The organism is Paramagnetospirillum magneticum AMB-1 (assembly GCF_000009985.1).
Classification (GTDB): domain Bacteria; phylum Pseudomonadota; class Alphaproteobacteria; order Rhodospirillales; family Magnetospirillaceae; genus Phaeospirillum; species Phaeospirillum magneticum.
This window is the reverse complement of the sequence record NC_007626.1, coordinates 967501-989675: the sequence shown is the minus strand read 5'-3', so window position 1 is coordinate 989675 and position 22175 is coordinate 967501. Positions and strand designations below refer to the sequence as shown.

Genomic DNA, 22175 nt, shown 5'->3' with positions numbered 1-22175 from the left:
TCCTGTATATCAACTATTGTTACAAGTCGTCGCAAATCGAAGAATCAATTAGGATTCAGCCTGCCGCATTGAATCTGCCTGAATTAGTCCAAAGAACTTTCGATCTTCGGACAACATGTGCTTGGCAATGAAGTCATAAGCAATGTAGTTAAAAAGTTCTCCGACCGACAATTCTCCCTGCTTGAAATTTTCCACCAGATTATTTGCTCTAATAATCAGTGATCTGTGGATTTCAGCGTGATCATCAGCGGATGAATAGCCCACTGACCTAAAAATCACCTCTTCATCATGAAAGTGCTTGGTGAGGTCGGCCACAAGTGATTCGACCTGGGGAACAACTTCATCATCCGGGCGATCTCCGATTACCGATGTCAGAAGATTGTTGGCGAGATCGAACAGATCACGGTGCTGGCTATCGATTAGAGAATGGCCGGACTCATAAGCCTTTCGCCATCCCAGACGCATGTACGCCAGATCAAGAAGTTCTGCCTCTCCGGCTTCACCCGCATGGGCTGCATCCTTAATAACTTGGTTCCGACCACCTGCCTTTGCGGCATACAGGGCCGCATCAGACCGGGCGAGCCAGGAATCCCAGGTTTCATCCTCTCTGCATTCCGCGATACCCAGGCTGGTGGTGACACGCCCAACAATTGGGAATTCGAAAGCCATCGTAGCCTTACGAATTCGTTCGGCGAGAAGGCTGGCGATCATCACCCCGCTGTTGGGCATAAGGATCACGAACTCCTCACCACCCCAGCGGCCAAGGAGGTCGGTGGACCGCATGCATTTTCGGGCGATATTGCAGAAGGCTTTCAGAACATCATCACCAACCGCATGGCCGTGGGTGTCATTCACCCGCTTAAAATGGTCGAGGTCGATGAAGAGGAGCGATACGGGATGGCCGTACCTCGCCTTTCGCAACATTTCCTGCTGGGCGGTTTCTTCAATTCTTCGACGGGTCCAAGCCCCAGTCAGGCCATCCCGCTGTGCCAGATGTTCAAGCTCTTCCCGTGCAGCGTGGAGTTCGGCATTTGATGCTGCGAGAGCCGCAACGGTGTTTGTCAGTTCCAGATTGAGGGCTTCAAGATCACGGCTGCGTTCTGCCAAAGCCCTTCGTTCGGTGATGTCCGTGTAAAGGGTTACGAATCCGCCATTGGGCAACGGACGTTCATCGATTTCCAAGATAGTTTCATCGGGCCGGACACGCTCAAACTGGTTCGGTTCCATTGCCATGGCCCGCTGTACGACCTGTTCGGCAAGTTCCTCTGGATTGCCAGGGCCATATTCACCGCGTTCAGCGGCGAACGTGGCGAGCTTTTTCAATGATGGTAGTCCTGCCGTGAACAGTTCATCAGGGAGGTCCAGCAGACGCCGAAACACCCCATTGCAGACAACCATGTTCAAGGACGGATCAAACACCGCCACCCCACATGGGAGGTGGTCAATGATCGGCTGGATCATGCTCAGGTATTCTGGGATTTCGACGAGCTTCAGCAGGTGCCCAATATCCTGGTCACCTCCATGCTGGTCACCTCCATGCTGGTCACCTCCATGCTGATTTCGCCCGTCGTCCATCATTGCAGGTTCCTGCGTATCAAATCACAGATGCCAACTCCGCGTGTTTCCTGAGAGGCTTGGACATCTGGCCTCCAGAAACTCCACCATGAGCGTTACATCCGCACGAACGGGAAGGTCAATCCGTAGCGACCCCAGATAGCCCGCTCGTTACAAATCGTTGGCCCACGCAACGAATATGTAAACGGCCCCCAGCCCACGTCACCGGACGACCACCGGGGCACGTCTACGCTGCGGATTGAAATTCCTGTCTCGGTCATCCGCTGTTCTTGCTGGCGGCGACCATTTCCTGAATGATCAATCTGAACATCGATGGGGGGGGGCGAGTATGCGTTGTCCTTTTTGCGGACATGACGACACCCAGGTGAAAGATTCCCGCCCTACCGATGACAATGCCTCCATCCGCCGCCGCCGGGCGTGTCCTGCCTGTGCCTCACGCTTCACCACTTCCGAGCGGGTGCAAATCCGCGATCTGGTGGTGATCAAGAAGGACGGCAGCCGGTCCACCTTTGACCGCGACAAGGTGGTTAAATCGCTCCAGATCGCCTTGCGAAAACGTCCCGTGGATGAGGAGCAGATCGAACGCATCGTCAATGGCATCCATCGCCGCCTGGAGAGCTTGGGAGAGAACGAGGTTCCGTCCAAGCTCATCGGCGAACTGGTCATGGATGTGCTGATAGGGATGGATCAGGTGGCCTATTTGCGATACGCCTCCGTCTATCGGAACTTCCGCGAAGCCAAGGATTTTGGCGATTTTCTGGGGAAGATGGGACGGCAAGGCGATGACTAAAGCCGCATGACGATAAGCCTACAAGGTATTGGCCAATATCCCCGTTACTTTCCCCTGGAAGCCCCCCCCTTTACGGCAGAAATAGCTATCCCAAAAATTCAGTCACCTTGTTCAGGAATTTTTCAATTGAGATGGGCTTGGCGAGGTAGGCGTCACAACCGCTTTCAAGGATTCGCTCCTCGTCACCCTTCATAGCAAACGCGGTTACCGCGATGATAGGGATCGCTTGAAGTTCAGCGTCTTCCTTCAGTACGCGGGCGAAATCTAGGCCGGAAACCCCCGGCAACTGGATATCCAAAAGGATAAGATTTGGGCGGCTCTGCTCGACAATCTCTTTGGCTTCGCGACCATCCATTGCTTGCAGGGTGGAGTAGCCTCTGGCCTGAAGAATGTCATTAAAAAGCTTTAAACTGAGGGCGTTGTCCTCAATGATCAGTATGGTCTTCCTGGGCAATTGGTCCCGCATTGAGAGGCTCCAAAAATTCAAGAAACATCCGCACCATAAGTATGTAAGCTAAAGTTTGGTCACCTGCAAATGAGATTGAGAATCTGACGCATTCCCCCGTGGCGAGCCAATCAGATCAATGGTAACCGCCTACATCCGGGGGCAGCCGCTCAGCCATCAAGTTGTAAATCGCAGTCGTTGCGATTAACTTGCATCATCATTCTTTTGTGGTATGTGTTTTGTTCAGGTGAATGAAATGCGACAGGAAGTGAGCCGTGGATGAATCGCCCCCGTCTCGTATCGAGCAGCGTTGCATTGAAAAATCTATGAAGATGACGGACCAGCGGCGAGTCATCGCTCGCGTCCTTTCAGATGCAACCGACCACCCTGATGTCGATGAGGTTTATCGCCGTGCCGTCGAGATCAATCGGCATATCAGCATTCCCACTGTCTACCGCACCGTGCGACTTTTTGAGGAAGCAGGCATCCTTGAACGGCACGATTTTGGCGATGGGAAAAAGAGCCGATACGAAGAGGCCGAAAGTGACCATCATGATCACTTGATTGACGTAACTTCAGGGGAAGTTATCGAATTCTCCTGCGTTGAGATTGAAGCTTTGCAAAAGAAGATCGCCGCAGATTACGGCTATCAGGTCACCGGCCATCGCCTTGAGCTTCTTGGGGTTCCACTGACACCAGAAGATCGGCAGGAGGACCAATAGCGATCCCGTCCATCAAGCCAGGGAGCATTCAGCCAAGGTGGCGAGGAAACCTTGGGCGGTGAAATCGTTGCCCGGTTTGCGTAATTTGATAAATGAACCCAAGATCGCATCCATCTTGGTGACGGAGCCAACGCAGGAACAGCAGTGGACTCATCGACCAGGAAGAAGCTCAACACGAAGGCGGCTTCCTGTGGCGGCGGCGTAGCGTGCCAGTGAAGTCGATGAAGGAAGGGAACGACCACTTTCCAGCCGTGCAACCACGGACTGGGTGGTGCCCATCCTTTTTGCGACTTCGGCCTGAGATAGACCCGCCCGTTGCCGGGCACGGATAAGGGTTTCCGCAATCTCGAACTCGGGAGCGAGACGGTCATATTCGGCCTTAACCTCGGGATCAGCCAGCATTTTAGCCTTGAGATCATTCAGGCTGGTCATTTCAAAATCTCCTTGGCCCGAGCCAATGCGAGTTCAATCTCCTGGCGAGGCGTCTTCTGAGTCTTTTTTACAAAGGCCCGCACTACCACGACCCGCCGACCAGTGACGGTCACATAGAGGGCACGGGCGATGCCGTCGCGGCCCATTAGCCGCATCTCCCATAACTTGCCCTCAAGCGGCTTCACATGAGGATGCCCCATACCTTCCAACCCAGCGGTCTCAATCATCCCGGCTATCCGCAGAAAACGGGCCTGCATATCCTTGGGCAAGACAGCGATTTCCGCGTCCACGATTTCGTTGAGGGTTTCGACCTTCCATTCCATGGACATACCATATCGCAAAATAGCGATTATTGGAAGGTAACTAAATGGGAAGGTTTAGCGGCCTCGAAACGGCGAGCACTCGACCGAGGAACCGTTCGACGGCCGGATAAAGGCGGGGGGCATCCACATCGGTGGTGGCTGTTCGTCTTGGGAAGAAGCCACGAGGGGATTGAACCACGATGATCGAGATCCATCTATCAGGAAATAACCGCAATACTGTATATGGCTGGCTGGGCTGAAGTATGACATTTGGTTTTGATTGGCATATGATGGCGGAACTTCGCATGTTAGCATTGTAAGAAACATTCGCCCGTCTTGGTGGTGGCATGAGGTGCGAGGATGCAAACAACTGCATATTTTCGCGGCCCTATTGAAGAAACCATGGCTCTACTGGTTGAAGCTCGGACCTTCATGATGGAAACCGAATGGTGGGACCGGCAAAAAGTCGATGGCGTTAAAGGGCTTCGGATAACCAATGAAACTTTTCGGTTAACAAGCCGTCTGACTCAAGTTATGTCGTGGCTGATGTTCCAGCGTGCAGTTCATAACGGTGAGATTTCCGCAGAATATGCGATGGAAGACCAATTTAGGCTATCTGGGCATGATGTGTGCTTGGACACATCGCATTGTAATGATGCTGTAATTTCTGATGAATTACGATCACTATTGAATCGTTCACACAAACTTTTTCTGCGGATCGAGCGGCTGGAAACAAGTTTTGCTCGCACAGCAACGCGTTATCCCCCATCATCTAACAACGAGGAATTAGACGCTAATTTCGGGCACGCTGAACCTGAACATTGACCCGCTGCCATCCCCAAAAGTCACTCAGAGTTTCTTGGTGACGGTTCAAAATGCGGCAGAAAATTAGCAAAGCGACAGCAAATCTCGCATCATCCACGCTGCCGCGAACGAACGGTCCAAGGAAGCCATGAGCCATTCAAAATCTGGTTGCCACTCGTGCCTGGAGGGAAAGGGTTTTGCTATTCCTTTCACCATGGCGTTTCAGCCAATTGTGGATTTGCATGAGCGACGCATATCGACCTACGAAGCACTGGTGAGAGGTCCAGAGGGCCAACCTGCTATGAGCGTTCTTTCTCAAGTGACTGCCGACAACCGCTACGCATTCGATCAGGCGTGCCGGGTCAAGGCCATCGACCTTGCAGCCAGCTTGGGCTTGGACCGGCGTCTGAGCATCAATTTCCTACCCAATGCCGTTTATGATCCCAAGGCATGTATACGTGCCACCTTGGCTGCTGCGGACCGAGTCAACTTTCCCCTCGATCTCATTACCTTTGAGATTACTGAGGACGAAAGGATCACAGATACCCCTCATCTGCTTGGCATCATCGAGGAATACCGCCGCCATGGATTCAGGGTGGCACTTGATGATTTTGGGGCGGGCTATGCCGGTCTTAATGTGCTGGCAGAGATGATTGTTGATGTCGTGAAATTGGACATCGCCCTGGTCCGCAATATCGACCATGATCAACGACGCCGTACAATTGCCCTGGGAATGATAAAGGTATGTCAGGAGCTTGGCGTTGATGTTGTCGCCGAGGGAGTGGAGCGGACTCAAGAATTAAAAGTTCTTCGTGATGCCGGCGTGCGTTATGTACAAGGATTTTTATTTTCGCGACCCGCTGTTAACTCCATTGCTTTAGACTCGAGCATTAACTTTTCACCTTAAATAGTAATTATATATAATAACAATATTATTACGTGGACTCATCCTGAGCATGCCTATAATGGCTTATCTGGGCTGATACGCAAATTCAGGGGTATCCTCATTATCAGCTTTGGAAATTCATCCGGCTATTTCCAAAGCCCGATAGACGGATTGCCCCCCGTGAATGGCTCCATGTTGAATGTAATAATTCAACTGACCATGAAGGGGACATTCCATGCCGAAGAAGAGACATACCGCCGAAGAGATCATCGGCAAGCTGCGTGAAGCGGACGTGCTTCTGGCGCAAGGCCGGAAGGTGGCCGACGTCGCCAAGGCGCTGTCGGTGACGGAAGTGACGTACTACCGCTGGCGCCAGGAATACGGAGGGATGAAGGTCTCTCAGGCCAAGCGGCTCAAGGAGCTTGAGCGCGAGAACGATCGGCTGCGCAAGGCGGTGGCTGACCTGACCATCGACAAGCTGATTTTGAAGGAGGCCGCCTGGGGAAACTTCTGAGCCCCGCCCGTCGCCGGTGTTGCATCATGGCGGTGTGCGAGCGGTTGGCGGTGTCGGAGCGCCGGGCTTGCCTGGTGTTGGGACAGCCCCGCTCGCCGATAATGCCCAAGACTGGCCAGCACTGATTGAACTGGCCGACGCCCGCATGTATCAGGCCAAGATGTCGGGCAAGGCTCGAGGAATCATGAGCGCAGATGAGGTGATCGTTCCTAACATAACGCCACACACTGCCCCGCAGTCTTCGGCAGACCGTTGAAACGTCTGAGATAGGTCAGCCTGAGCTGGGCGGCCGGTACGCTGCAGCCGACCGCTCTACCCAGACACCCGTCGTTCACGGCGAAGAGCCCCCATGTGCTACAACCGGTCGTCCTTGGGAAGCGATCAGGATTGGTCCGCACCATCCTTGAGCGTGAAGAAGAACGTCGTGCCTTCGCCCAGCTCAGACTCTAGCCAAATCTCGCCGCCGAAACGGTGGACAATTCGCCGACAAAGTGTCAGGCCGATGCCAGTGCCATCCTTGTAGGACATAGGGTCAAGACGCTGAAATATCTCGAAGATCTTGCCGTGATATTGCGACTCAATACCAATGCCGTTATCGGATACAGCAAAGCGCCAGTCGTTGCTGGGCATACGTTCCGCACTCACCGAAAGCACCGGCCTGCGGTCTGGCGCACTATACTTGATGGCGTTACTGAGTAGGTTCTGAAACAAACTGACGAGATGGGTCTGATCGGCGATAACCGTCGGCAGATCACCGACTGTGACCTCTGCTCCGGATGCATGCAGGTCCAGTTCAAGATTTTTCAAAGCCCGTGCTATGGCATCCCCAGCAGGTATCGGCCTTAAAAGCTCCAATTGTTGCGATGTTCGGGAAAATGCCAAAAGATCGTAAATCAAATTGGTCATGTGCTTCCCGCCTTCAGCAATAAAGCGAAGGAAATCGTCAGCATCTGAGTCAATTTTCCCACTATATCGATGCTCAAGCAGCTGGGCGTATCGAACCATATTACTTAGTGGAGTCTGTAGATCGTGTGATGCAACATAGGCAAATTGCTCAAGGTCAGCGTTTGACTGCTCCAATATTATGTTTTTATCATTTAGTGCATTTTGAACCTGATTTTTTTCGTCGATCAATCGTTCGTTAACCATCAAGATAAACGAAATGATCCAGCCGATGACAAAGATGATCTGCTCGAACACTACCGATGCGTTGATCGCCGTCAGCGAATAGATGTCCTTAACCCTGTCGCTGGGATTAGACAGAGCCGCGCTGACAAGGAATGAAATCGACAGGAAGAGCAAGAATGCTGACGCAGCCAGATACGAAGTCATCCGGGTCTTACGAAATTCTGAGATGGTCACAGTGAAGGCCCATAGGGATGTCACAGAGTAGGCCAGTAGATAGCATAAGAGTCGCATCTTAAAATTGTCATCAATAAAAAAATAATAAGCGTATTCAGAGCCGTAAATGGCCATGCCACCCAGTAGCAAGCGCCAGTCAGCCCTTCTTCCTGTGAACTGTAGAAGACCAAAAAGAACCAGCGCATATCCACAAAATATGGCCACATTCCCTGCAACAAATGAAAGCCATCCGGGCAGTACCTCTCGCAATGCTATAGCCCCGAAGCCGAAGGCGAAAAATGAATTAGACAGGGCAACAGCCAGGACGCCGTTGATGGCCCTGTTGTTGATGAATAGGAACCACGCAAAGGCGCTCGCCAAAACTGACGCTCCACCAAGAACGAAGAACAAGGTGGATATGTCGAGTTTCACCCGTCACCCCCCCGCATACAGAAACGAGAGATAGAAAATTGATTTCGTCATGAGACGACCTATTGGGGGACACGCGATAAATCACGCAGGCCCCTACCGGACCCAGACCGCCACCACACCAGCGATAGCGGCAGCCACTGCCAGCCATGCAAACCAAGGCTTGGGGCGGCGACGAACTGGCGGCGGCGCAGATAGTCCAACGTACCCCATAACGCCCCCACATCCAAAGCAGATGACCGACCGGGTGGCTGTCGAAGGCTACACGGTCGGCCTCGCGAGGGACCGAATTGGCGAAACCGCCCCCTATGGAGATTGTGGTGTTTCTTTTGGCCTCGTCAATAGATCAATTCGGGCTAACAACCTGTAGATGTGGACGGCGGTCCTGCCAAATGGCCGGGTTGGGTCAGCCTGAGCCGGTCAGCCGGTACGCTGCGGCCGACCGCTCTACCCCAGACACCCGTCGTTCGGTGAGAACGCTTGCGGCGGCCCTTGAGTGTAAACCTGAGCTGGTCGGCCCCGGCGCGGCAGGCGACCGCTGTGCCCCGGCAACCGCCAGTCAGCGGGAACGCCCGCTATGCCGGGTCAGTGTCGCTATCGGACCCAGACTGCTACCACCCCCGCAATAGCAGCCATCACAGCCAGCCACGCAAACCATGGCTTGGAGCGGCGGCGAATTGGCGGAGGCGCAGATAGACCAAAGTGACGCATGAGTGTTCCAAAATGCAGATGGCCGACCGGGTGGCTGTCGAAGGCGGCCCGGTCGGCCTCGCGGGGGGCCGAATTGGCGAAACTGCTCCCCTGAAGGAATTTTGCTCTATCTCCAAGCGCAGTCAAGCAATTGATACCGGCAGACAAGACGCGCGGTGAGCCCGTTGGCAGCCGCGCAGCAAGTGACCGCTATGCCCCCAGGTTGGGCTGATCCCATAATCTTGGTTTCAATCTGTCACTTGATCAGACCGTCGTCAGTATGCAATGAAACGCTCCCAAGGGGAGTGGATCATGAAAGCTGTTGCCCTCGGCGATCTTTATCAGAGTAACGGTCGGAGCCGGACGGTTTGGTCGGTGGACAGCATCATCGACGTCCCGAAGTCGGGAACCATGGTGCGGCTGGCGAAGATCGATGGTTATGGCTCGGTAACCGTCCATCTGTCTCAACTGGGAGTCGGCAGCGGCTTCACCAAGATCGATGAGGTTCTCATCCAGACCCGTTGACACGCCAAATGATGGAACTGCGTGTTTATAGTGTGTGCCCGAATTTCAAGTGGATCTGCATTATCGGGTGCATTCCAGACAGAATCGAAGCACACTTTGGGCGTGGATCTCATATAGCCAACGGCGTGAAAAGTGGGCTTGGCATTTCCGATGAAGATCCTTATTGCCGATGATCACCAGTTGTTTCGCGAGGGTCTGCGTCACATCCTCACCCTGTACGTGGAAGCTTCGCAAATTGTGGAAGCGAGCAGTTTCGCAGAAGTCATTGAGGCGGGAGAGCGTGAATCGGGCATCGACTTGGCTCTGCTCGATCTGACAATGTCCGGTGGGCCTTGGCCTGAATGTCTAAGGAAATTGCGTCATTTGCTTCCGTCGCCAGCGCACATCGTAATCGTTTCTGACGTCGCTGACCGGTCCGCCGTCAATCTTGCTATCGACCTCGGAGCGTCGGGTTTCATCACTAAAGCATCATCCAGCCAAGTTTTTCTGGCGGCGCTAAACTTGGTTGTGGCTGGCGGCATTTACCTTCCTGCGGAGTTTGCCGATCCCGGTAATCAGCTGGTTACTGCCACAGTCGAGGTGCCGAATATTACTCACCTCACTTCGAGGCAGCGTGAGATTCTCAGCCAATTAAAGACTGGAAAGTCGAACCGGGAAATAGCTACAGATCTTGGTCTGGCTGAGGGCACTGTGAAGCTTCATGTAACGAGCATACTAAAAGCTTTGTCCGTTCGATCTAGGACACAAGCCGCTTTGCTTGCTTAAAAATTGCCGTAATCTGTTCGCAGATGACTGCGGATTGCCCGGAGTTGACGGCGCAGCCCGTGTGAAGTGCTGTCTCGCCTAATGACCCAATTGGGTCATGGACCCTGACCTGTTCCCAGAAAATGTATCCGGTCTGAGGTAGAGTTCGTCGACGACAGGAGACGGACTTATGAAGCGCAGTCGTTTCACGGAAGAGCAGATCATCGGCATCCTCAAGGAGCAGGAGGCCGGTGCGAAGATGGTTGATGTGTGCCGCAAGCACGGGATCTCGGACGCCACTTTCTACAAATGGAAGGCGAAGTACGGCGGCATGGAGGTGTCGGAGGCCAAGCGGCTGAAGGCGCTGGAGGATGAAAACGCCCGGCTGAAGAAGCTGCAGGCCGAAGCGATGCTCGACAACGCCGTTTTGAAAGAGATTTCCTCAAAAAAATGGTGACGCCCGCCGTCAGGCGTAGCGTCGTCGCTCATGTCCGGGAGTTATTCGGGCTGAGTGAGCGTCGGGCGTGTTGCATCGTGGGGATTTCCCGGCGGGTGGTCCGTTATCGGTCCTGCCGCCCCGACGACGGAGCGATCCGCTGCACCGAGGTCGTCGGAATCTTCCCCAACGAAGCCGCCATCACCCGCCTGATCGGCGCCATCCTGCTGGAGCAGAACGACGAATGGGCCGTCCAACGCTCCCGCTACATGACCCTGGAATCCGTCACCCAACTGAGCGATGATCCTCTCGTCTGCCTGCCCATCGCGGCGGAATGACGGTCCCGGCCATGCCCGCCGGAGATCATGACGGCCAAGGCGCTGTTACACCAACTCCTGGGACACGATCCTTATGTCGCCAGCCATGACCTCCGAGAACCGCTGCGGATGGTCAGCAGCTATCTCAGTCTGCTGGAGCGGCGCTATTCGGATCAGCTCGATGAGGCTGCGCGGGAATTTATTGGGTTCGCTCGCGATGGGGCCAAGCGGTTAGACCGTCTGGTGCTTGATCTGCTGGAATTATCGCGTGTTAATAGATGTGGCGAAGCTATTACCGCCATGCCAATCATGCCTGCGGTGCAATTGGCACTAACTAATCTGGGGATGGCGATCAAAGACAGCGGGGCGACGATCACTGTCGATGACGCGATCCGATCATCCTGGGTGATGGGAGATCCCACTCAGGTCATGAGGCTGTTCCAGAACCTGATCGGCAACGCGCTCAAATACCGAAAGCCTGACGTAACACCGATTATCCGGATTGACGGTCGACACCTGGACCGTCATTGGGAGTTCAGTGTGGGCGACAACGGCATTGGCATTGCGCCGGAGTATTTTGAGCGCATCTTTGGCATTTTCCAGCGTCTGCACGCACGTGAAGAATACGACGGTACCGGGATCGGCCTTGCGATCAGCAAGAAGATCATTGAGCGACATTCCGGAAGCATTTGGCTGGCGTCGATGCCTGACGACGGAACGACCTTCTACTTTACGCTGCCGGAAGGTTCAGTCCCAACCTGATCAACTGGTCCACAGACGAGAAATGGCACAACGGGGCCGGATCGGACCTTTGCCTTGAGCGGCGGCTATCGGAGGTGCAGCAGTCATCCATCGCGCCGGGGCCAGTCGGCCGTCCATGACCCACAAGAGGCATTCGATGTGTAAACTTTTCCCGGTTCAGGAAAGGCGAATTTTCAGAGGATCGGTAGCCCCAAGGCGCTTGGCTTCTTTGTCAAAAGCTTTTTCCCAGACAACACGTAACTGGGACTTTTGCTTTCCCGCCATCGGTCCAGATTTCCAAGCTTTACCACTCGATCCCAACAGTGGGCTTTTAGGGTAAGCTGCTTTCAATGCGTCTTTTAGGACGTTTGCCTGGGCCATCAGACCTTCGTTTGCGGCTTTCTTCAGCCCTAGCTCGCGCTGGGTTGCCCTAAGCTTGACCTCAATCTCATGGAGGCGCATTTCAAGCTCATGAAACTGTTTCAGTGTTGGTGGCTTCTGCTTTGGTTCCGGGGGAGAGGGCAGGACAGAAATGCTGAGTGCGTGGGCGAGACCTTCGACCCGATCACGAGCAATCTGAAGCTCATGCCCCACGAAATCCAGAGTCTCATCAATCAGATTGCTCATGGAAATCTCCTGTTTGGGGGCCACAGCTATAGGGCGTGGTCCAATCACTTCGTAACAGCCTGATCAATCCGGGTGATGATTTCCACCCACCGCATCCAGTCGTCGAGATTGTTATCGAACTCGATCAGCAGTGCTACAGCGCGGCTTCCATCACGGCGGATTTCCTCAAATTTCTTCACGGCCAGCACCACCTCCATCTTCGGACAGACGATTGCGGTGACCGAGGCTATCCCGGCTCCATATGTCTCGAATTTGACGCCATGCATGGAGATGTCGATTGCGGGGGTTTCCCGCTTGTCACCATCCTCACCGATCCATTGAACCTCCATGGCTCCGGGCGGAACAGATACGCGCAATGAGAACCGTCGCTCGACATTGACCGCCCCGCTCTCATTGACGAGAAGCTTACGCCGCAGTTTCTCCGCATCATCGAGAGCATTCTTGACCTTGGCGTCGATGTACTGAGATGCAAGGTCCAAGGGTATGGCGGGTCCAGCCTTGGCCGACGACGCGACCGGCGCTCGCCGACGGAAGAAAGCATAAGCCCCGGCGGCTCCTCCCAGTAGCACCAGCACGATCAACCAGGATGAGGGCTGGTCATCTTTTGAAGGTGACGGAGCCACGGGTTGTAGTGGTGCAGGTTCTGGTGCTTTCGTTTCAACGGGTGGAGCTGGCGGCCTGGGGGCTGGAATCTCCTTGGGCTGAACCTTCGCAGCGATCTCGGGAATTGTGGTCAAGGCGACTGCCGCCCGGTGCTCATGGTCGTCAGGTAGAGCCTCTTTGACGATAGCACTGGAATGCTGCTGCAAGGCCGTCATTGCCTTCTGCAATTGCTCAACGGGGTTTTCCTGAGCAGCCACCCGCATCGGCAGATATTGGGCACCCGCCGCCTTGGCCCAGGTCTTCAGATAGTATGATGTCCCCGACAAATCCCAAATGATCAGTCGATCCCCGATCAGCTTCGCGATGCCGGGCATCTGGCCTTCGATCAGATCGATATTGCGGGCGTGGTACAAGGCACCGAGCTTTTCAAATCGTTTGCGTTTAGAGACCCCGGCATCCTTCATCTGTTGATACTGACGGTTCAGATCGTCATAGCGGGAATCCGCTTGAACCTCCTTGCTGAGATAGCCCAGCTTGGCATCCCAAATCTCAGGCTCGCCATCGGATATAATCACGGCCAGTTTCGTCGAGGATTTTGCGAAATTCAGCAGATAGCGAAAGGGCATCTCCAAATCTGTCGCCTTGCCAACCGTTTCAATGCCGTCGATGGCCCGGTTCACGGCATTGATGTCGGTGGCGGTATCACGGTCGATGGCCAGGTGACGGTACAGGGCTTCGTCGAACCCAACGATTTCGATCTTATACGGATTGTCGAAGGTCTTCAGGAAGGTAAGCAGCCAGGCCTTGGAGGCGAGTTTTGGATCATGCTTTCCAACCGATCCCGATTGATCGAACAGGATGATAATGTCCGGTTGCTCTTGGGCTGAAACTGGACGAACCGGGCCAAGAACAGCACTGACAATCAGGGCGACAGCCAGAATGGCGCGAGCAAGCATGTCCGTCTCCGGTCTATTCGAGGTTGGACAGAATGGTCGAACGCTTCTCCGCCAGGAAGTCCTTGATCTCGGTCTCGGCCATGAGCTTGCGCTCCGAGGCAAAGGCCGAAAAGTATTCGTGGATGCTGTCGAATTCGGCGGTGACTTTCTCGATCAGCTGACGCCGCAGGTCGGTGACCTCGGTCTGATAGCTGCTCTCGAACCGCTCCTGAAGCCGCGATTTCTCGGATTCCGTCCACGCCATGATCTTGGACAGCGCCAATTCCTTCTGTGCGGCGATGGCCTCTTCCATCTCGGCTACTTTTTCCCGGCGTCGCTCGTCAATGTCACGATCCAGTTCGGCCATCTCAGCCTCAATCTCACGCTGCCGGGCCAAGAGATTGGTGATGCTCTCGTCGAGAGCGTCCTTGGTCCGGGTGAGATCGGCAACGTCGGCGGATAGTTCATCCACATGCAATTTCTTACGGTCGGCGTCGGCCTGATGGTCAGAGACGACATCGGCCAGCTTTCGTTCAGCCTCACGAAGCTCGCTAACACGAGCCTCAACTGCATTTTTGGCCGAGACAGCAGCATTGATTTCGTCTTGCTCGGCAGCCAGCTTCGCCCCCTTGCGGGCATCGATGCCTTGCTCGAATTCCTGCATGGAAGCGATAAGGGATGCCTCCTTGGCAGCAAGCGCTTTAACCCGAGATTCAAGCTCCGCCTTCTGTCGGGTCAGCTTTCCAGCATCATCGATGCCCTGAAAGTTTATGGTTCGGGCACCCTTGGCGGCTGGCTTCACCTTGGTTCGATCAGCCAGTTTGGACACGCCAACCATGACGGCAAAGAAACCACAAGCTGACAGCACGATCAGAAGTATAGGCATCATCCCCCCCAAATGGCAGATAGCCATACGGATTTAGACTAGCACATCAGCTGGTACTGCCCATGCCAAAAGCCGACAGCCCCCAACAGGGCAAGTAAATGACGGCTTGTGGCACTCAGGGGCCATAGCGGATGCTCCAGCCGAGTGGCCGTTCCCGGGGGCACTGCGGTCGCCTGCCAAGCTGCCACCGGCTGGGCCGGAAACCTAGACGCCTCCTTCGCTCACACCCGCTTTTTTGCCCGCCACAGCTTGGTGTAGCCCTGCATTTTACCTCGATTGCGTTCCCGCCATGCGGCTTTAGCAGCAGCATTTCTCTGTTTTCTTTCCTCTTCACTGAGCGTTTTAGGTCGACCAGGCCCCGCGGCTTGCATACGCGGCAGTCCATCCCGGCGAAGGCCGAAAGGTGCCGCCATGCTGGCGGTGTCGTTCGCCATAACGGAACGGATTATCACTCGCTTTCTGGTGATGACTTCCAACATGCGGTCGTCCAGGGAACCAGGCGCCACCATCAGCGTGATCTCAACTTGGCCGTCCTGGCCAATGCGGTGTGCGCGATCAGCCGCCTGCTCAATCCCAGATGGCGTCCAATCGAGTTCGACGAACAGAACGTGGCGGGCGCGAGTGAGAGTCAGCGCCGTCTGTGCCGCGCGCAGGGAACAAATGATCAGTCGGGGACCGCCCTCAGCCTGGAAGGCTTTGACCGCCTTGCGCCGAGCGGTTGCCGAAGTCTTGCCATCAATGACAAGGGCGTCGGAGAAGGCCACCTGCAATTGTTGCTGCACCTCGATGTGGTGAGCGAAAATAATCAATTTTTCCGAGGGTTTTGAGACGAGGAAGTGTTCCACCCAGGTCACCGCGGCGGGAATCTTGCCAATGCCGGTAAGCTGTCGAAGCACACTGACCCTGCGCAACGCTTCATCCAGGTCGGCCTGGCCGAGTTCACCCAGACCAAACTCCAACAGGCTGATCTGATTGACGAGCAAATACATTTCATCTTCGTCATCATCGCCGCTGGCTTCAAGGGCATCAAGCTCGGCCAATAGAGCTCGATGACGAGCTCGCCTAGCCTCAAGAATGTCTTCTGCTTGCTGAGGGCGGTACTGTGTCATCCACGTCATCAGATTGCGGTTGGCATCATCGTATTCGTAACGGTTTGCCAAACCGACATCCGCCTGACACCAGAGCTTATCCGCAAGATCAGGCAAAACCTGTTTCTTTTCCCTTCGCAGCAGACAAACCCGCCGGACCCGGTCGGCTAACTCCTCGGTGTTCTCGGCGCCGCTGAAATCAATGAATTCGCTACCATAGCCAATTCGACGCCTCTTGGCGCCACAGTACCGAACCGCGAAGTGCCAGAAACCGCCCATGGCTCCGAGACTGACCGGCAGCAAGGTCAGCAGCGTCAGCAATTCTCGTGGCTTGTTGATAATCGGCGTGCCGGTCATCAACAACCGGATCGTCGGCTTTGTTTTTTCCAGCAGCGCCTTAACCGCTTCGGTTCGGGCGGAATTGTAGGTCTTGAGGTACTGCGCTTCGTCGCACACCAATGCCTGCGGCTGGATGGCGATGAGGGCATCCAAATTGGCCTTAGTCACCTCATAGTTAAGGATGATGATCTCGGCATCGGAGAGTGGCACTCCCGCTGCTCTGGCGCCAACGCCAATCACATGAATACGACGATGGGGCAGCCAGTCGGCCGCCTCGTCGGCCCAATTTAATTTAGCTACGGCGGGAGTAATGATCACCGCTGGCCAGGCGTCGGCGATCTCCAATGCCGCCAGGGCGGTCAACGTCTTGCCCAGCCCCTGCTCATCGGCAAGGATGATCTCACTGTTGCCGGCGCCCGCGACGCCCCCCTTTAGTATCTGTTCGATACCAACGATCTGGTGTGGCTTAATCCGTGCCGCTGTTGCCGAGGGCAGCCCCTCCAGGATCGGCTGGCCGTTGATTGGCGTCAGCGCACCGGCGGATTCAGCGCGCCGGTTTTCTTCCCTCACCAGGGAGGGTATCCGCCGCATCAAATTTGAGAAACCTATCTGGTCGCGATAGCCACGCTGGTCCAGCAGACCATGGAGCCGACGCAACGCCCAACTGCTCGCGGCCGAAGTGATGATGCATCGGCCCTTTTCATAATCCAGGCGAAACAGCTTGTAGTCGCTATCAAGTCCGTCCTCCCATCTATTATCTGGAATATCGCGGCGAGATGCGCCGTGAAGAATGACACTAGGCCCAACAATCTCAAAACGCCGAACAGGCCTTGCATCGACGATTGCTTTCTCCCAATCGTCAGGCAGCGTCAGCCCAAATTCGGCAGCCAATTTCATAACCGCAATGGCGTTTTCCAGGCAAAACAAACAGACCCGCATCCGCTTATCTTCGAGCCATTGGTCGCCGATCAGTTCGCGCTGCCATTGAACTAAGTAATGGTTGAAAGGCGAGATCATTGTAATGCGCCGACTATCGCCATTAACCTCAATACCGACACTCCCCCCACGCTTCCTCATTTTGCGTGTAGCCCGCCTTGAATTCCGGATGGCTATCGCGGTGACGGACAACTCGAGCAGTTTATCGAGCTGGACCCCTGCAGCTGAGATCTGGCGCCTGTAACGCTTAGCCATAATCAAGCCGCTAATAATGTTCTCCTCCGACCACTCCGCCGCTGGCAACTGCGCAAGCATATGGCCGAGAGGAACATCGATCTTGGCGAAGCCTTCGCCATCAAGAGACTTAGCCGTGTCGCATTGACCGGCAACGGCCGCCAGCCCCGCGATGAGGCAATTGATTTGCTCAGAGGTAATGGCAATGGAATCAAGGTCGGAGTCTGGATCTGATGCCGGATCGGTCATGATGGGATACCTAGTGAATAGCGGATGTCATGATATATCTGTTTACTTTCCCTCTCACCGACATATCGGCGATATGTTTGCCGGAAATAATTGTTTTCTTTCCCTCTCTGAAGTCCACGCATCAATACTCCCGCCTCAGCACCACCATCATTGACGGGGTGCCCGTCATGTTGAATAGGGGAGGAATTCATGAACAAGCAGGATCTGATATTGGCAGTCGCCGCCGCCTGCGGCTCCACCACGGCCGATGCCGATAATCCCATGGCTATTTCAGCAGCTGCTTGAGTCGCCCAATTTCCAGATCTCCGTTTTCCACGCGACGGATCAGTTCCAAAATGAGCTCACGACCTTCCTGAGAGACAGCCCCGCCGACGATTACGTCGAGCATTACCCCGACTGGGTCCTCCCCAGCCTTCATCCGTCGCCCGATTCCCTTCATGACGTCATGAAATGCTATCGGAGCGACGATGTTCACCTGCCGAAGCCCAGAATCTTCCAGCTTGCAGTGCTTGCGCTCCATACGCCTTGCATTCGCGGACTTTTCCGGCCTGATCCACGCGTCTGCGCGACAAAGCCCTCCCCTTGCCAAGTCGGCATTGGAGAGCGGCGGAGCCAGGGAATCATCCCTTACGTCCGGTGACGATGTCATTGCCTGATGCGCGGCCATATTGACCAGCACATCAGCGAAATCTGACGGTCTAATTTTCCCATGACAACACGAGCTGGGTGGGTCTAGACCCGGGTCTAGACCCGGGTCCACCCCTGATGCGTGGTCATCATCCATGGCTGCCTCCATGGGACTTCTGCCGCTTTTCCACGACATCCTTGGCCTTTACGTGGACATAGCGCTTCAGCATCTGAAGGGTCTTGTGGCCGGTAATGGACGCGATTTCCATGAGGTCGAGTCCCTCTTCCCGCAGACGGCTGGCGGCCTCATGCCGAAGATCGTGGAAGTGGAGATCGTCAAGCCCGGCCCTCTTCCGGGCCCGAACGAAGGCCCGATAGAGGGCATCGGCAGTCAGCGGAAAAACCCTGCCGTCGATTGACCGTGGAAGGGTGCGAAGAACCTGTACACCGGCAGGACTGAGGGCAACATCACGAGAAACGCCGGTCTTTGTGATGGCGGCCGGTAACCGGACCATTCCAGCATTGAGATCCACATGCTCCCACCGCATTTGGACGATCTCGTTGCGCCGCATTGCGCCGTCGAGGGCAAATTCCACGGCGGGGCGAATCCAGGGATTGACGGCATCAGCACAAGCGCCAATGAGAGCCTCGGCTTCATTCCTGACGGTGCCGTCATCATGCTCGATAACATTGAGGCGGCGATCACGACCTTCTGGCAACGGAGGGAGGATAAGCTTCAGGACCGGATTGGGCAGGGCTTCAATCTCGAGCAGGTTCTCAAGCCGATTATAGAGATTGGAAATGACGCCGATATGAAGGCGGATGGTCTTCGGCCCAACCGTTGCCTTCTTCTCCGTCACCCATGCCTGGAAATCCCGGACCTTCAAGCTGGAAAGAGTCCGCTTGGACAAGGGATGCTTGAGCCAAGCCTTGATCACATAGCCTTCTTGATGGCCGGCCTTCTCCACCGTCACCTCGTCCCGATAGACCTCAAGGGCATCTCCCAGGGTGGTGCGCTCGGCCAAACTGCGATCGGTGAAGACGTGACGGGCCATCTCGGACTCCGTAACCGCGGCCCACTTTTGAGCCTCGACCTTGGTCCGAAATGTCTTGAACATATCCGGGAAGCCCTTGCGGCGGACCCTGGCCTGCCAGCTGATCTTCCCGTTCGTTCCAACGCGCTTGATAAAATCCGCCATGACAAAAACTCCGTACCAAAAGGATGGCATCGGGGTCGTCAAGTTGTCGATAGGACCAAATTGGAACGGATCATGAATACTGCAAAACCATTCCCAATGGAGCAAAATTGGAGCAGAGCGTGATATTTGCCCCATTCGAATGCCCAAAGAAAAAGCCTGCAATCCGTTGGGATTGCAGGCTTTTTGGACTGGTTGCGGGGGCAGGATTTGAACCTGCGACCTTCAGGTTATGAGCCTGACGAGCTACCGGGCTGCTCCACCCCGCGGTAAGGCGTTGGCCGTGATAAGGCCTTAGAAAGGCGTACACCGGCCTTATGAGGGCCGGTGTTTGTCGATCGTGTTAGGTTTTTCTTTTTTCGTTTCCTTTGAAGACCAGGCAGCGTCCTACTCTCCCGTGCCTTAAGACACAGTACCATCGGCGCAGAGGGGTTTCACGTCCGAGTTCGGGATGGGATCGGGTGGGGGGCCCTCGCTATGACCACCTGGTCGTCGAAGGAAACGAAGAAGAATTTCTGATCTGGATTAGTACCTTCGTGCACATATGCGAGTGTTTCTTGTGTCGGGCTTGCCGCTACGCATGGGCGATCAAGCCGATCGAGCGATTAGTACAGCTTAGCTTCACGTGTTACCACGCTTCCACATGCTGCCTATCAACGTGGTGGTCTTCCACGGCTCTGATAGGGAAACCTGGTTTTGAGGGGAGCTTCCCGCTTAGATGCATTCAGCGGTTATCTCGTCCATACATGGCTACCCGGCGATGCCGCTGGCGCGACAACCGGTACACTAGAGGTATGTCCATCCCGGTCCTCTCGTACTAGGGACAGGTCCTCTCAAGTTTCCAACACCCATGGTAGATAGGGACCGAACTGTCTCACGACGTTCTAAACCCAGCTCACGTACCACTTTAATCGGCGAACAGCCGAACCCTTGGGACCTGCTCCAGCCCCAGGATGTGATGAGCCGACATCGAGGTGCCAAACCTCCCCGTCGATGTGGACTCTTGGGGGAGATCAGCCTGTTATCCCCGGCGTACCTTTTATCCGTTGAGCGATGGCCCTTCCACGCGGGACCACCGGATCACTATGACCGACTTTCGTCTCTGCTCGACTTGTTTGTCTCGCAGTCAGGCGGGCTTATGCCATTGCACTCGACAGCTGATTTCCGACCAGCCTGAGCCCACCATCGCGCGCCTCCGTTACTCTTTGGGAGGCGACCGCCCCAGTCAAACTACCCGCCATGCAGGGTCCCGGCCCCGGGTTCACGGGGCGCGGTTAGATACCAGGAAGCAGAAGGGTGGTATTTCAAGGTTGCCTCCACACCAGCTGGCGCCGGTGCTTCATAGGCTCCCACCTATCCTACACATCCACATCCTAGTACCACTGCAAAGCTGTAGTAAAGGTGCACGGGGTCTTTCCGTCTAGCCACGGGTACTCCGCATCTTCACGGAGAATTCAATTTCGCTGAGTCGATGTTGGAGACAGCGGGGAAGTCGTTACGCCATTCGTGCAGGTCGGAACTTACCCGACAAGGAATTTCGCTACCTTAGGACCGTTATAGTTACGGCCGCCGTTTACCGGGGCTTCAATTCAGAGCTTGCACCCCTCCTTTTAACCTTCCGGCACCGGGCAGGCGTCAGACCCTATACGTCGTCTTTCGACTTCGCAGAGCCCTGTGTTTTTAGTAAACAGTCGCCACCCCCTGGTCTGTGCCACCCCCCTCTGCTTGCGCAAAGAGAGGTACCCCTTATCCCGAAGTTACGGGGTCAATTTGCCTAGTTCCTTCAACATCGTTCTCTCAAGCGCCTTGGTATACTCTACCAGTCCACCTGTGTCGGTTTAGGGTACGGTCTATACGCTGGAGTTATTTCCTGGACCCCCTTCACCGCACCTCCAATCCGATAAGGAGATACGATACACGGGGGTCGTCACTTCCAGCAGGCCCACGAATATTAACGTGGTTCCCATCGACTACGGCTTTCGCCCTCGCCTTAGGGGCCGGCTTACCCTGCGCGGATTAGCCTTGCGCAGGAACCCTTGGACTTTCGGCGACAGTGTTTCTCACACTGTTTGTCGCTACTCATGTCAGCATTCTCACTTCCGATACCTCCAGCGCCTCTCACGATGACGCCTTCGCAGGCTTACGGAACGCTCCGCTACCGCGTGCACATAGTGCACACCCGCAGCTTCGGTGCATGGTTTGAGCCCCGGTACATTTTCGGCGCGAGACAGCTATTAGACCAGTGAGCTATTACGCTTTCTTTAAAGGATGGCTGCTTCTAAGCCAACCTCCTGGTTGTTTTGGCCGTCTTACATCCTTTCCCACTTAACCATGACTTGGGGACCTTAGCTGGCGGTCTGGGCTGTTTCCCTTTTGACGATGGACCTTAGCACCCACCGTCTGTCTCCCGGATATTACTCTACGGTATTCGGAGTTTGGTTAGGTTTGGTAGGTCTTTGGGACCCCCTAGCCCATCCAGTGCTCTACCCCCGTAGGTATTCGTCCGAGGCGCTACCTAAATAGCTTTCGCGGAGAACCAGCTATTTCCGAGTTTGATTGGCCTTTCACCCCTAACCACAGGTCATCTCCGTCTTTTTCAACAGACGTGAGTTCGGTCCTCCAGTGGGTGTTACCCCACCTTCAACCTGCCCATGGCTAGATCACCCGGTTTCGGGTCTAATGCATGCAACTCGTCGCCCTATTCAGACTCGCTTTCGCTGCGCCTACGCCTACCGGCTTAAGCTTGCTGCATACACTAACTC

The 22175-nt window shown here is 55.0% G+C and carries 18 protein-coding genes, 1 tRNA gene, 2 rRNA genes and 3 pseudogenes (1 of these 24 running past the window's edge); 10 read left to right on the top strand and 14 right to left on the bottom strand.

Features of this window, described 5'->3' with window-relative positions:
- Nucleotides 1-48 precede the first annotated feature (48 nt).
- Entirely contained in the window at nucleotides 49-1578 is a 1530-nt protein-coding gene (locus AMB_RS04735) for a diguanylate cyclase (protein ID WP_083763427.1), read from the bottom strand.
- Between the two features lie 325 nt (nucleotides 1579-1903).
- Between AMB_RS04735 and nrdR the strand changes: the two genes are divergently transcribed.
- Nucleotides 1904-2365, top strand: coding sequence for a transcriptional regulator NrdR (gene nrdR, locus AMB_RS04725; RefSeq protein ID WP_011383360.1), 462 nt, complete (start codon nucleotides 1904-1906; stop codon nucleotides 2363-2365).
- A gap of 85 nt (nucleotides 2366-2450) precedes the next feature.
- On the opposite strand, the gene AMB_RS04720 is transcribed toward nrdR, so the two are convergent.
- Nucleotides 2451-2831: a response regulator gene (locus AMB_RS04720; protein ID WP_008622021.1), complete on the bottom strand. Its 381-nt coding sequence runs from the start codon at nucleotides 2829-2831 to the stop codon at nucleotides 2451-2453.
- A gap of 254 nt (nucleotides 2832-3085) precedes the next feature.
- Here AMB_RS04720 and AMB_RS23920 point away from each other — a divergent pair, with 254 nt between their 5' ends.
- Nucleotides 3086-3532 (top strand): Fur family transcriptional regulator, encoded by a 447-nt coding sequence (locus tag AMB_RS23920; protein WP_231848974.1) that lies wholly within the window; start codon nucleotides 3086-3088, stop codon nucleotides 3530-3532.
- Between the two features lie 150 nt (nucleotides 3533-3682).
- Here the strand turns inward: AMB_RS23920 and AMB_RS23915 are convergent, their stop codons facing one another.
- Both AMB_RS23915 and AMB_RS04710 read right to left on the bottom strand, forming a co-directional pair.
- Nucleotides 3683-3964, bottom strand: a complete 282-nt coding sequence (locus tag AMB_RS23915) for a helix-turn-helix domain-containing protein (RefSeq protein ID WP_008620724.1) — start codon at nucleotides 3962-3964, stop codon at nucleotides 3683-3685.
- On the bottom strand, nucleotides 3961-4287 hold the full coding sequence (locus AMB_RS04710) for a type II toxin-antitoxin system RelE/ParE family toxin (protein WP_011383357.1): 327 nt from the start codon (nucleotides 4285-4287) through the stop codon (nucleotides 3961-3963). Before AMB_RS04710 ends, AMB_RS23915 begins: the two co-directional genes overlap by 4 nt.
- A gap of 381 nt (nucleotides 4288-4668) precedes the next feature.
- Between AMB_RS04710 and AMB_RS23910 the strand changes: the two genes are divergently transcribed.
- From AMB_RS23910 to AMB_RS04700, 3 genes and pseudogenes are all read left to right on the top strand, one after another.
- Nucleotides 4669-5091, top strand: a complete 423-nt coding sequence (locus AMB_RS23910; RefSeq protein WP_231848973.1) for a DUF1465 family protein — start codon at nucleotides 4669-4671, stop codon at nucleotides 5089-5091.
- Between the two features lie 127 nt (nucleotides 5092-5218).
- Nucleotides 5219-5977: an EAL domain-containing protein gene (locus tag AMB_RS23905; protein WP_083763424.1), complete on the top strand. Its 759-nt coding sequence runs from the start codon at nucleotides 5219-5221 to the stop codon at nucleotides 5975-5977.
- A gap of 214 nt (nucleotides 5978-6191) precedes the next feature.
- Nucleotides 6192-6565, top strand: a pseudogene (locus AMB_RS04700) (transposase); the annotation flags it as partial.
- 286 nt (nucleotides 6566-6851) lie between these two features.
- Here AMB_RS04700 and AMB_RS23155 read toward each other — a convergent pair.
- Nucleotides 6852-8243 (bottom strand): sensor histidine kinase, encoded by a 1392-nt coding sequence (locus AMB_RS23155; RefSeq protein WP_231848972.1) that lies wholly within the window; start codon nucleotides 8241-8243, stop codon nucleotides 6852-6854.
- A gap of 999 nt (nucleotides 8244-9242) precedes the next feature.
- Here AMB_RS23155 and AMB_RS04690 point away from each other — a divergent pair.
- From AMB_RS04690 to AMB_RS04670, 5 genes and pseudogenes are all read left to right on the top strand, one after another.
- A complete protein-coding gene (locus AMB_RS04690) occupies nucleotides 9243-9455 on the top strand; it encodes a hypothetical protein (RefSeq protein ID WP_231848971.1) in 213 nt (70 codons plus the stop codon).
- 150 nt (nucleotides 9456-9605) lie between these two features.
- On the top strand, nucleotides 9606-10220 hold the full coding sequence (locus AMB_RS04685) for a LuxR C-terminal-related transcriptional regulator (RefSeq protein ID WP_008620711.1): 615 nt from the start codon (nucleotides 9606-9608) through the stop codon (nucleotides 10218-10220).
- A gap of 169 nt (nucleotides 10221-10389) precedes the next feature.
- Nucleotides 10390-10796: pseudogene (locus tag AMB_RS24865) on the top strand (transposase); the annotation flags it as partial.
- Nucleotides 10794-10973 (top strand): annotated as a pseudogene (locus tag AMB_RS25880) (transposase); the annotation flags it as partial. The pseudogenes AMB_RS24865 and AMB_RS25880, both read left to right, overlap by 3 nt.
- A gap of 27 nt (nucleotides 10974-11000) precedes the next feature.
- Nucleotides 11001-11714, top strand: a complete 714-nt coding sequence (locus AMB_RS04670; protein WP_008620715.1) for a sensor histidine kinase — start codon at nucleotides 11001-11003, stop codon at nucleotides 11712-11714.
- Between the two features lie 156 nt (nucleotides 11715-11870).
- Here the strand turns inward: AMB_RS04670 and AMB_RS24860 are convergent, their stop codons facing one another.
- The 9 genes from AMB_RS24860 to AMB_RS04620 all read right to left on the bottom strand — a co-directional run.
- Nucleotides 11871-12320, bottom strand: coding sequence for a hypothetical protein (locus AMB_RS24860; RefSeq protein ID WP_148207293.1), 450 nt, complete (start codon nucleotides 12318-12320; stop codon nucleotides 11871-11873).
- A 44-nt stretch (nucleotides 12321-12364) separates the two neighbouring features.
- A complete protein-coding gene (locus tag AMB_RS04660) occupies nucleotides 12365-13879 on the bottom strand; it encodes a VWA domain-containing protein (RefSeq protein ID WP_011383350.1) in 1515 nt (504 codons plus the stop codon).
- A gap of 13 nt (nucleotides 13880-13892) precedes the next feature.
- Complete coding sequence (locus AMB_RS24855) at nucleotides 13893-14744, bottom strand: hypothetical protein (RefSeq protein ID WP_011383349.1); 852 nt, start codon at nucleotides 14742-14744, stop codon at nucleotides 13893-13895.
- 221 nt (nucleotides 14745-14965) lie between these two features.
- Nucleotides 14966-17590: a DEAD/DEAH box helicase gene (locus AMB_RS04645; RefSeq protein ID WP_043743436.1), complete on the bottom strand. Its 2625-nt coding sequence runs from the start codon at nucleotides 17588-17590 to the stop codon at nucleotides 14966-14968.
- Between the two features lie 265 nt (nucleotides 17591-17855).
- Complete coding sequence (locus AMB_RS24850) at nucleotides 17856-18374, bottom strand: hypothetical protein (RefSeq protein ID WP_148207292.1); 519 nt, start codon at nucleotides 18372-18374, stop codon at nucleotides 17856-17858.
- Nucleotides 18367-19416, bottom strand: coding sequence for a tyrosine-type recombinase/integrase (locus AMB_RS04635; RefSeq protein ID WP_043746000.1), 1050 nt, complete (start codon nucleotides 19414-19416; stop codon nucleotides 18367-18369). Before AMB_RS04635 ends, AMB_RS24850 begins: the two co-directional genes overlap by 8 nt.
- A gap of 189 nt (nucleotides 19417-19605) precedes the next feature.
- A tRNA-Met gene (locus tag AMB_RS04630) sits at nucleotides 19606-19682 on the bottom strand.
- 105 nt (nucleotides 19683-19787) lie between these two features.
- A 5S ribosomal RNA gene (gene rrf / locus AMB_RS04625) occupies nucleotides 19788-19902 on the bottom strand.
- A 95-nt stretch (nucleotides 19903-19997) separates the two neighbouring features.
- Nucleotides 19998-22175: ribosomal RNA gene (locus AMB_RS04620) — 23S ribosomal RNA — on the bottom strand (it continues 565 nt past the right edge of the window).

Bases quoted from the DNA above. Each gene is read 5' to 3' on its own strand.
- AMB_RS04735 (WP_083763427.1), bottom strand. From the start codon at position 1,578: ATGATGGACGACGGGCGAAATCAGCATGGAGGTGACCAGCATGGAGGT.
- AMB_RS23905 (WP_083763424.1), top strand. From the start codon at position 5,219: ATGAGCCATTCAAAATCTGGTTGCCACTCGTGCCTGGAGGGAAAGGGT.
- AMB_RS24860 (WP_148207293.1), bottom strand. From the start codon at position 12,320: ATGAGCAATCTGATTGATGAGACTCTGGATTTCGTGGGGCATGAGCTT.
- AMB_RS04635 (WP_043746000.1), bottom strand. From the start codon at position 19,416: ATGGCGGATTTTATCAAGCGCGTTGGAACGAACGGGAAGATCAGCTGG.
- AMB_RS23915 (WP_008620724.1), bottom strand. From the start codon at position 3,964: ATGACCAGCCTGAATGATCTCAAGGCTAAAATGCTGGCTGATCCCGAG.
- AMB_RS04690 (WP_231848971.1), top strand. From the start codon at position 9,243: ATGAAAGCTGTTGCCCTCGGCGATCTTTATCAGAGTAACGGTCGGAGC.
- AMB_RS24850 (WP_148207292.1), bottom strand. From the start codon at position 18,374: ATGGATGATGACCACGCATCAGGGGTGGACCCGGGTCTAGACCCGGGT.
- AMB_RS04710 (WP_011383357.1), bottom strand. From the start codon at position 4,287: ATGGAATGGAAGGTCGAAACCCTCAACGAAATCGTGGACGCGGAAATC.
- AMB_RS04660 (WP_011383350.1), bottom strand. From the start codon at position 13,879: ATGCTTGCTCGCGCCATTCTGGCTGTCGCCCTGATTGTCAGTGCTGTT.
- AMB_RS04670 (WP_008620715.1), top strand. From the start codon at position 11,001: ATGACGGCCAAGGCGCTGTTACACCAACTCCTGGGACACGATCCTTAT.
- AMB_RS04720 (WP_008622021.1), bottom strand. From the start codon at position 2,831: ATGCGGGACCAATTGCCCAGGAAGACCATACTGATCATTGAGGACAAC.
- AMB_RS04645 (WP_043743436.1), bottom strand. From the start codon at position 17,590: ATGACCGATCCGGCATCAGATCCAGACTCCGACCTTGATTCCATTGCC.
- AMB_RS04685 (WP_008620711.1), top strand. From the start codon at position 9,606: ATGAAGATCCTTATTGCCGATGATCACCAGTTGTTTCGCGAGGGTCTG.
- AMB_RS23910 (WP_231848973.1), top strand. From the start codon at position 4,669: ATGGCTCTACTGGTTGAAGCTCGGACCTTCATGATGGAAACCGAATGG.
- AMB_RS24855 (WP_011383349.1), bottom strand. From the start codon at position 14,744: ATGCCTATACTTCTGATCGTGCTGTCAGCTTGTGGTTTCTTTGCCGTC.
- nrdR (WP_011383360.1), top strand. From the start codon at position 1,904: ATGCGTTGTCCTTTTTGCGGACATGACGACACCCAGGTGAAAGATTCC.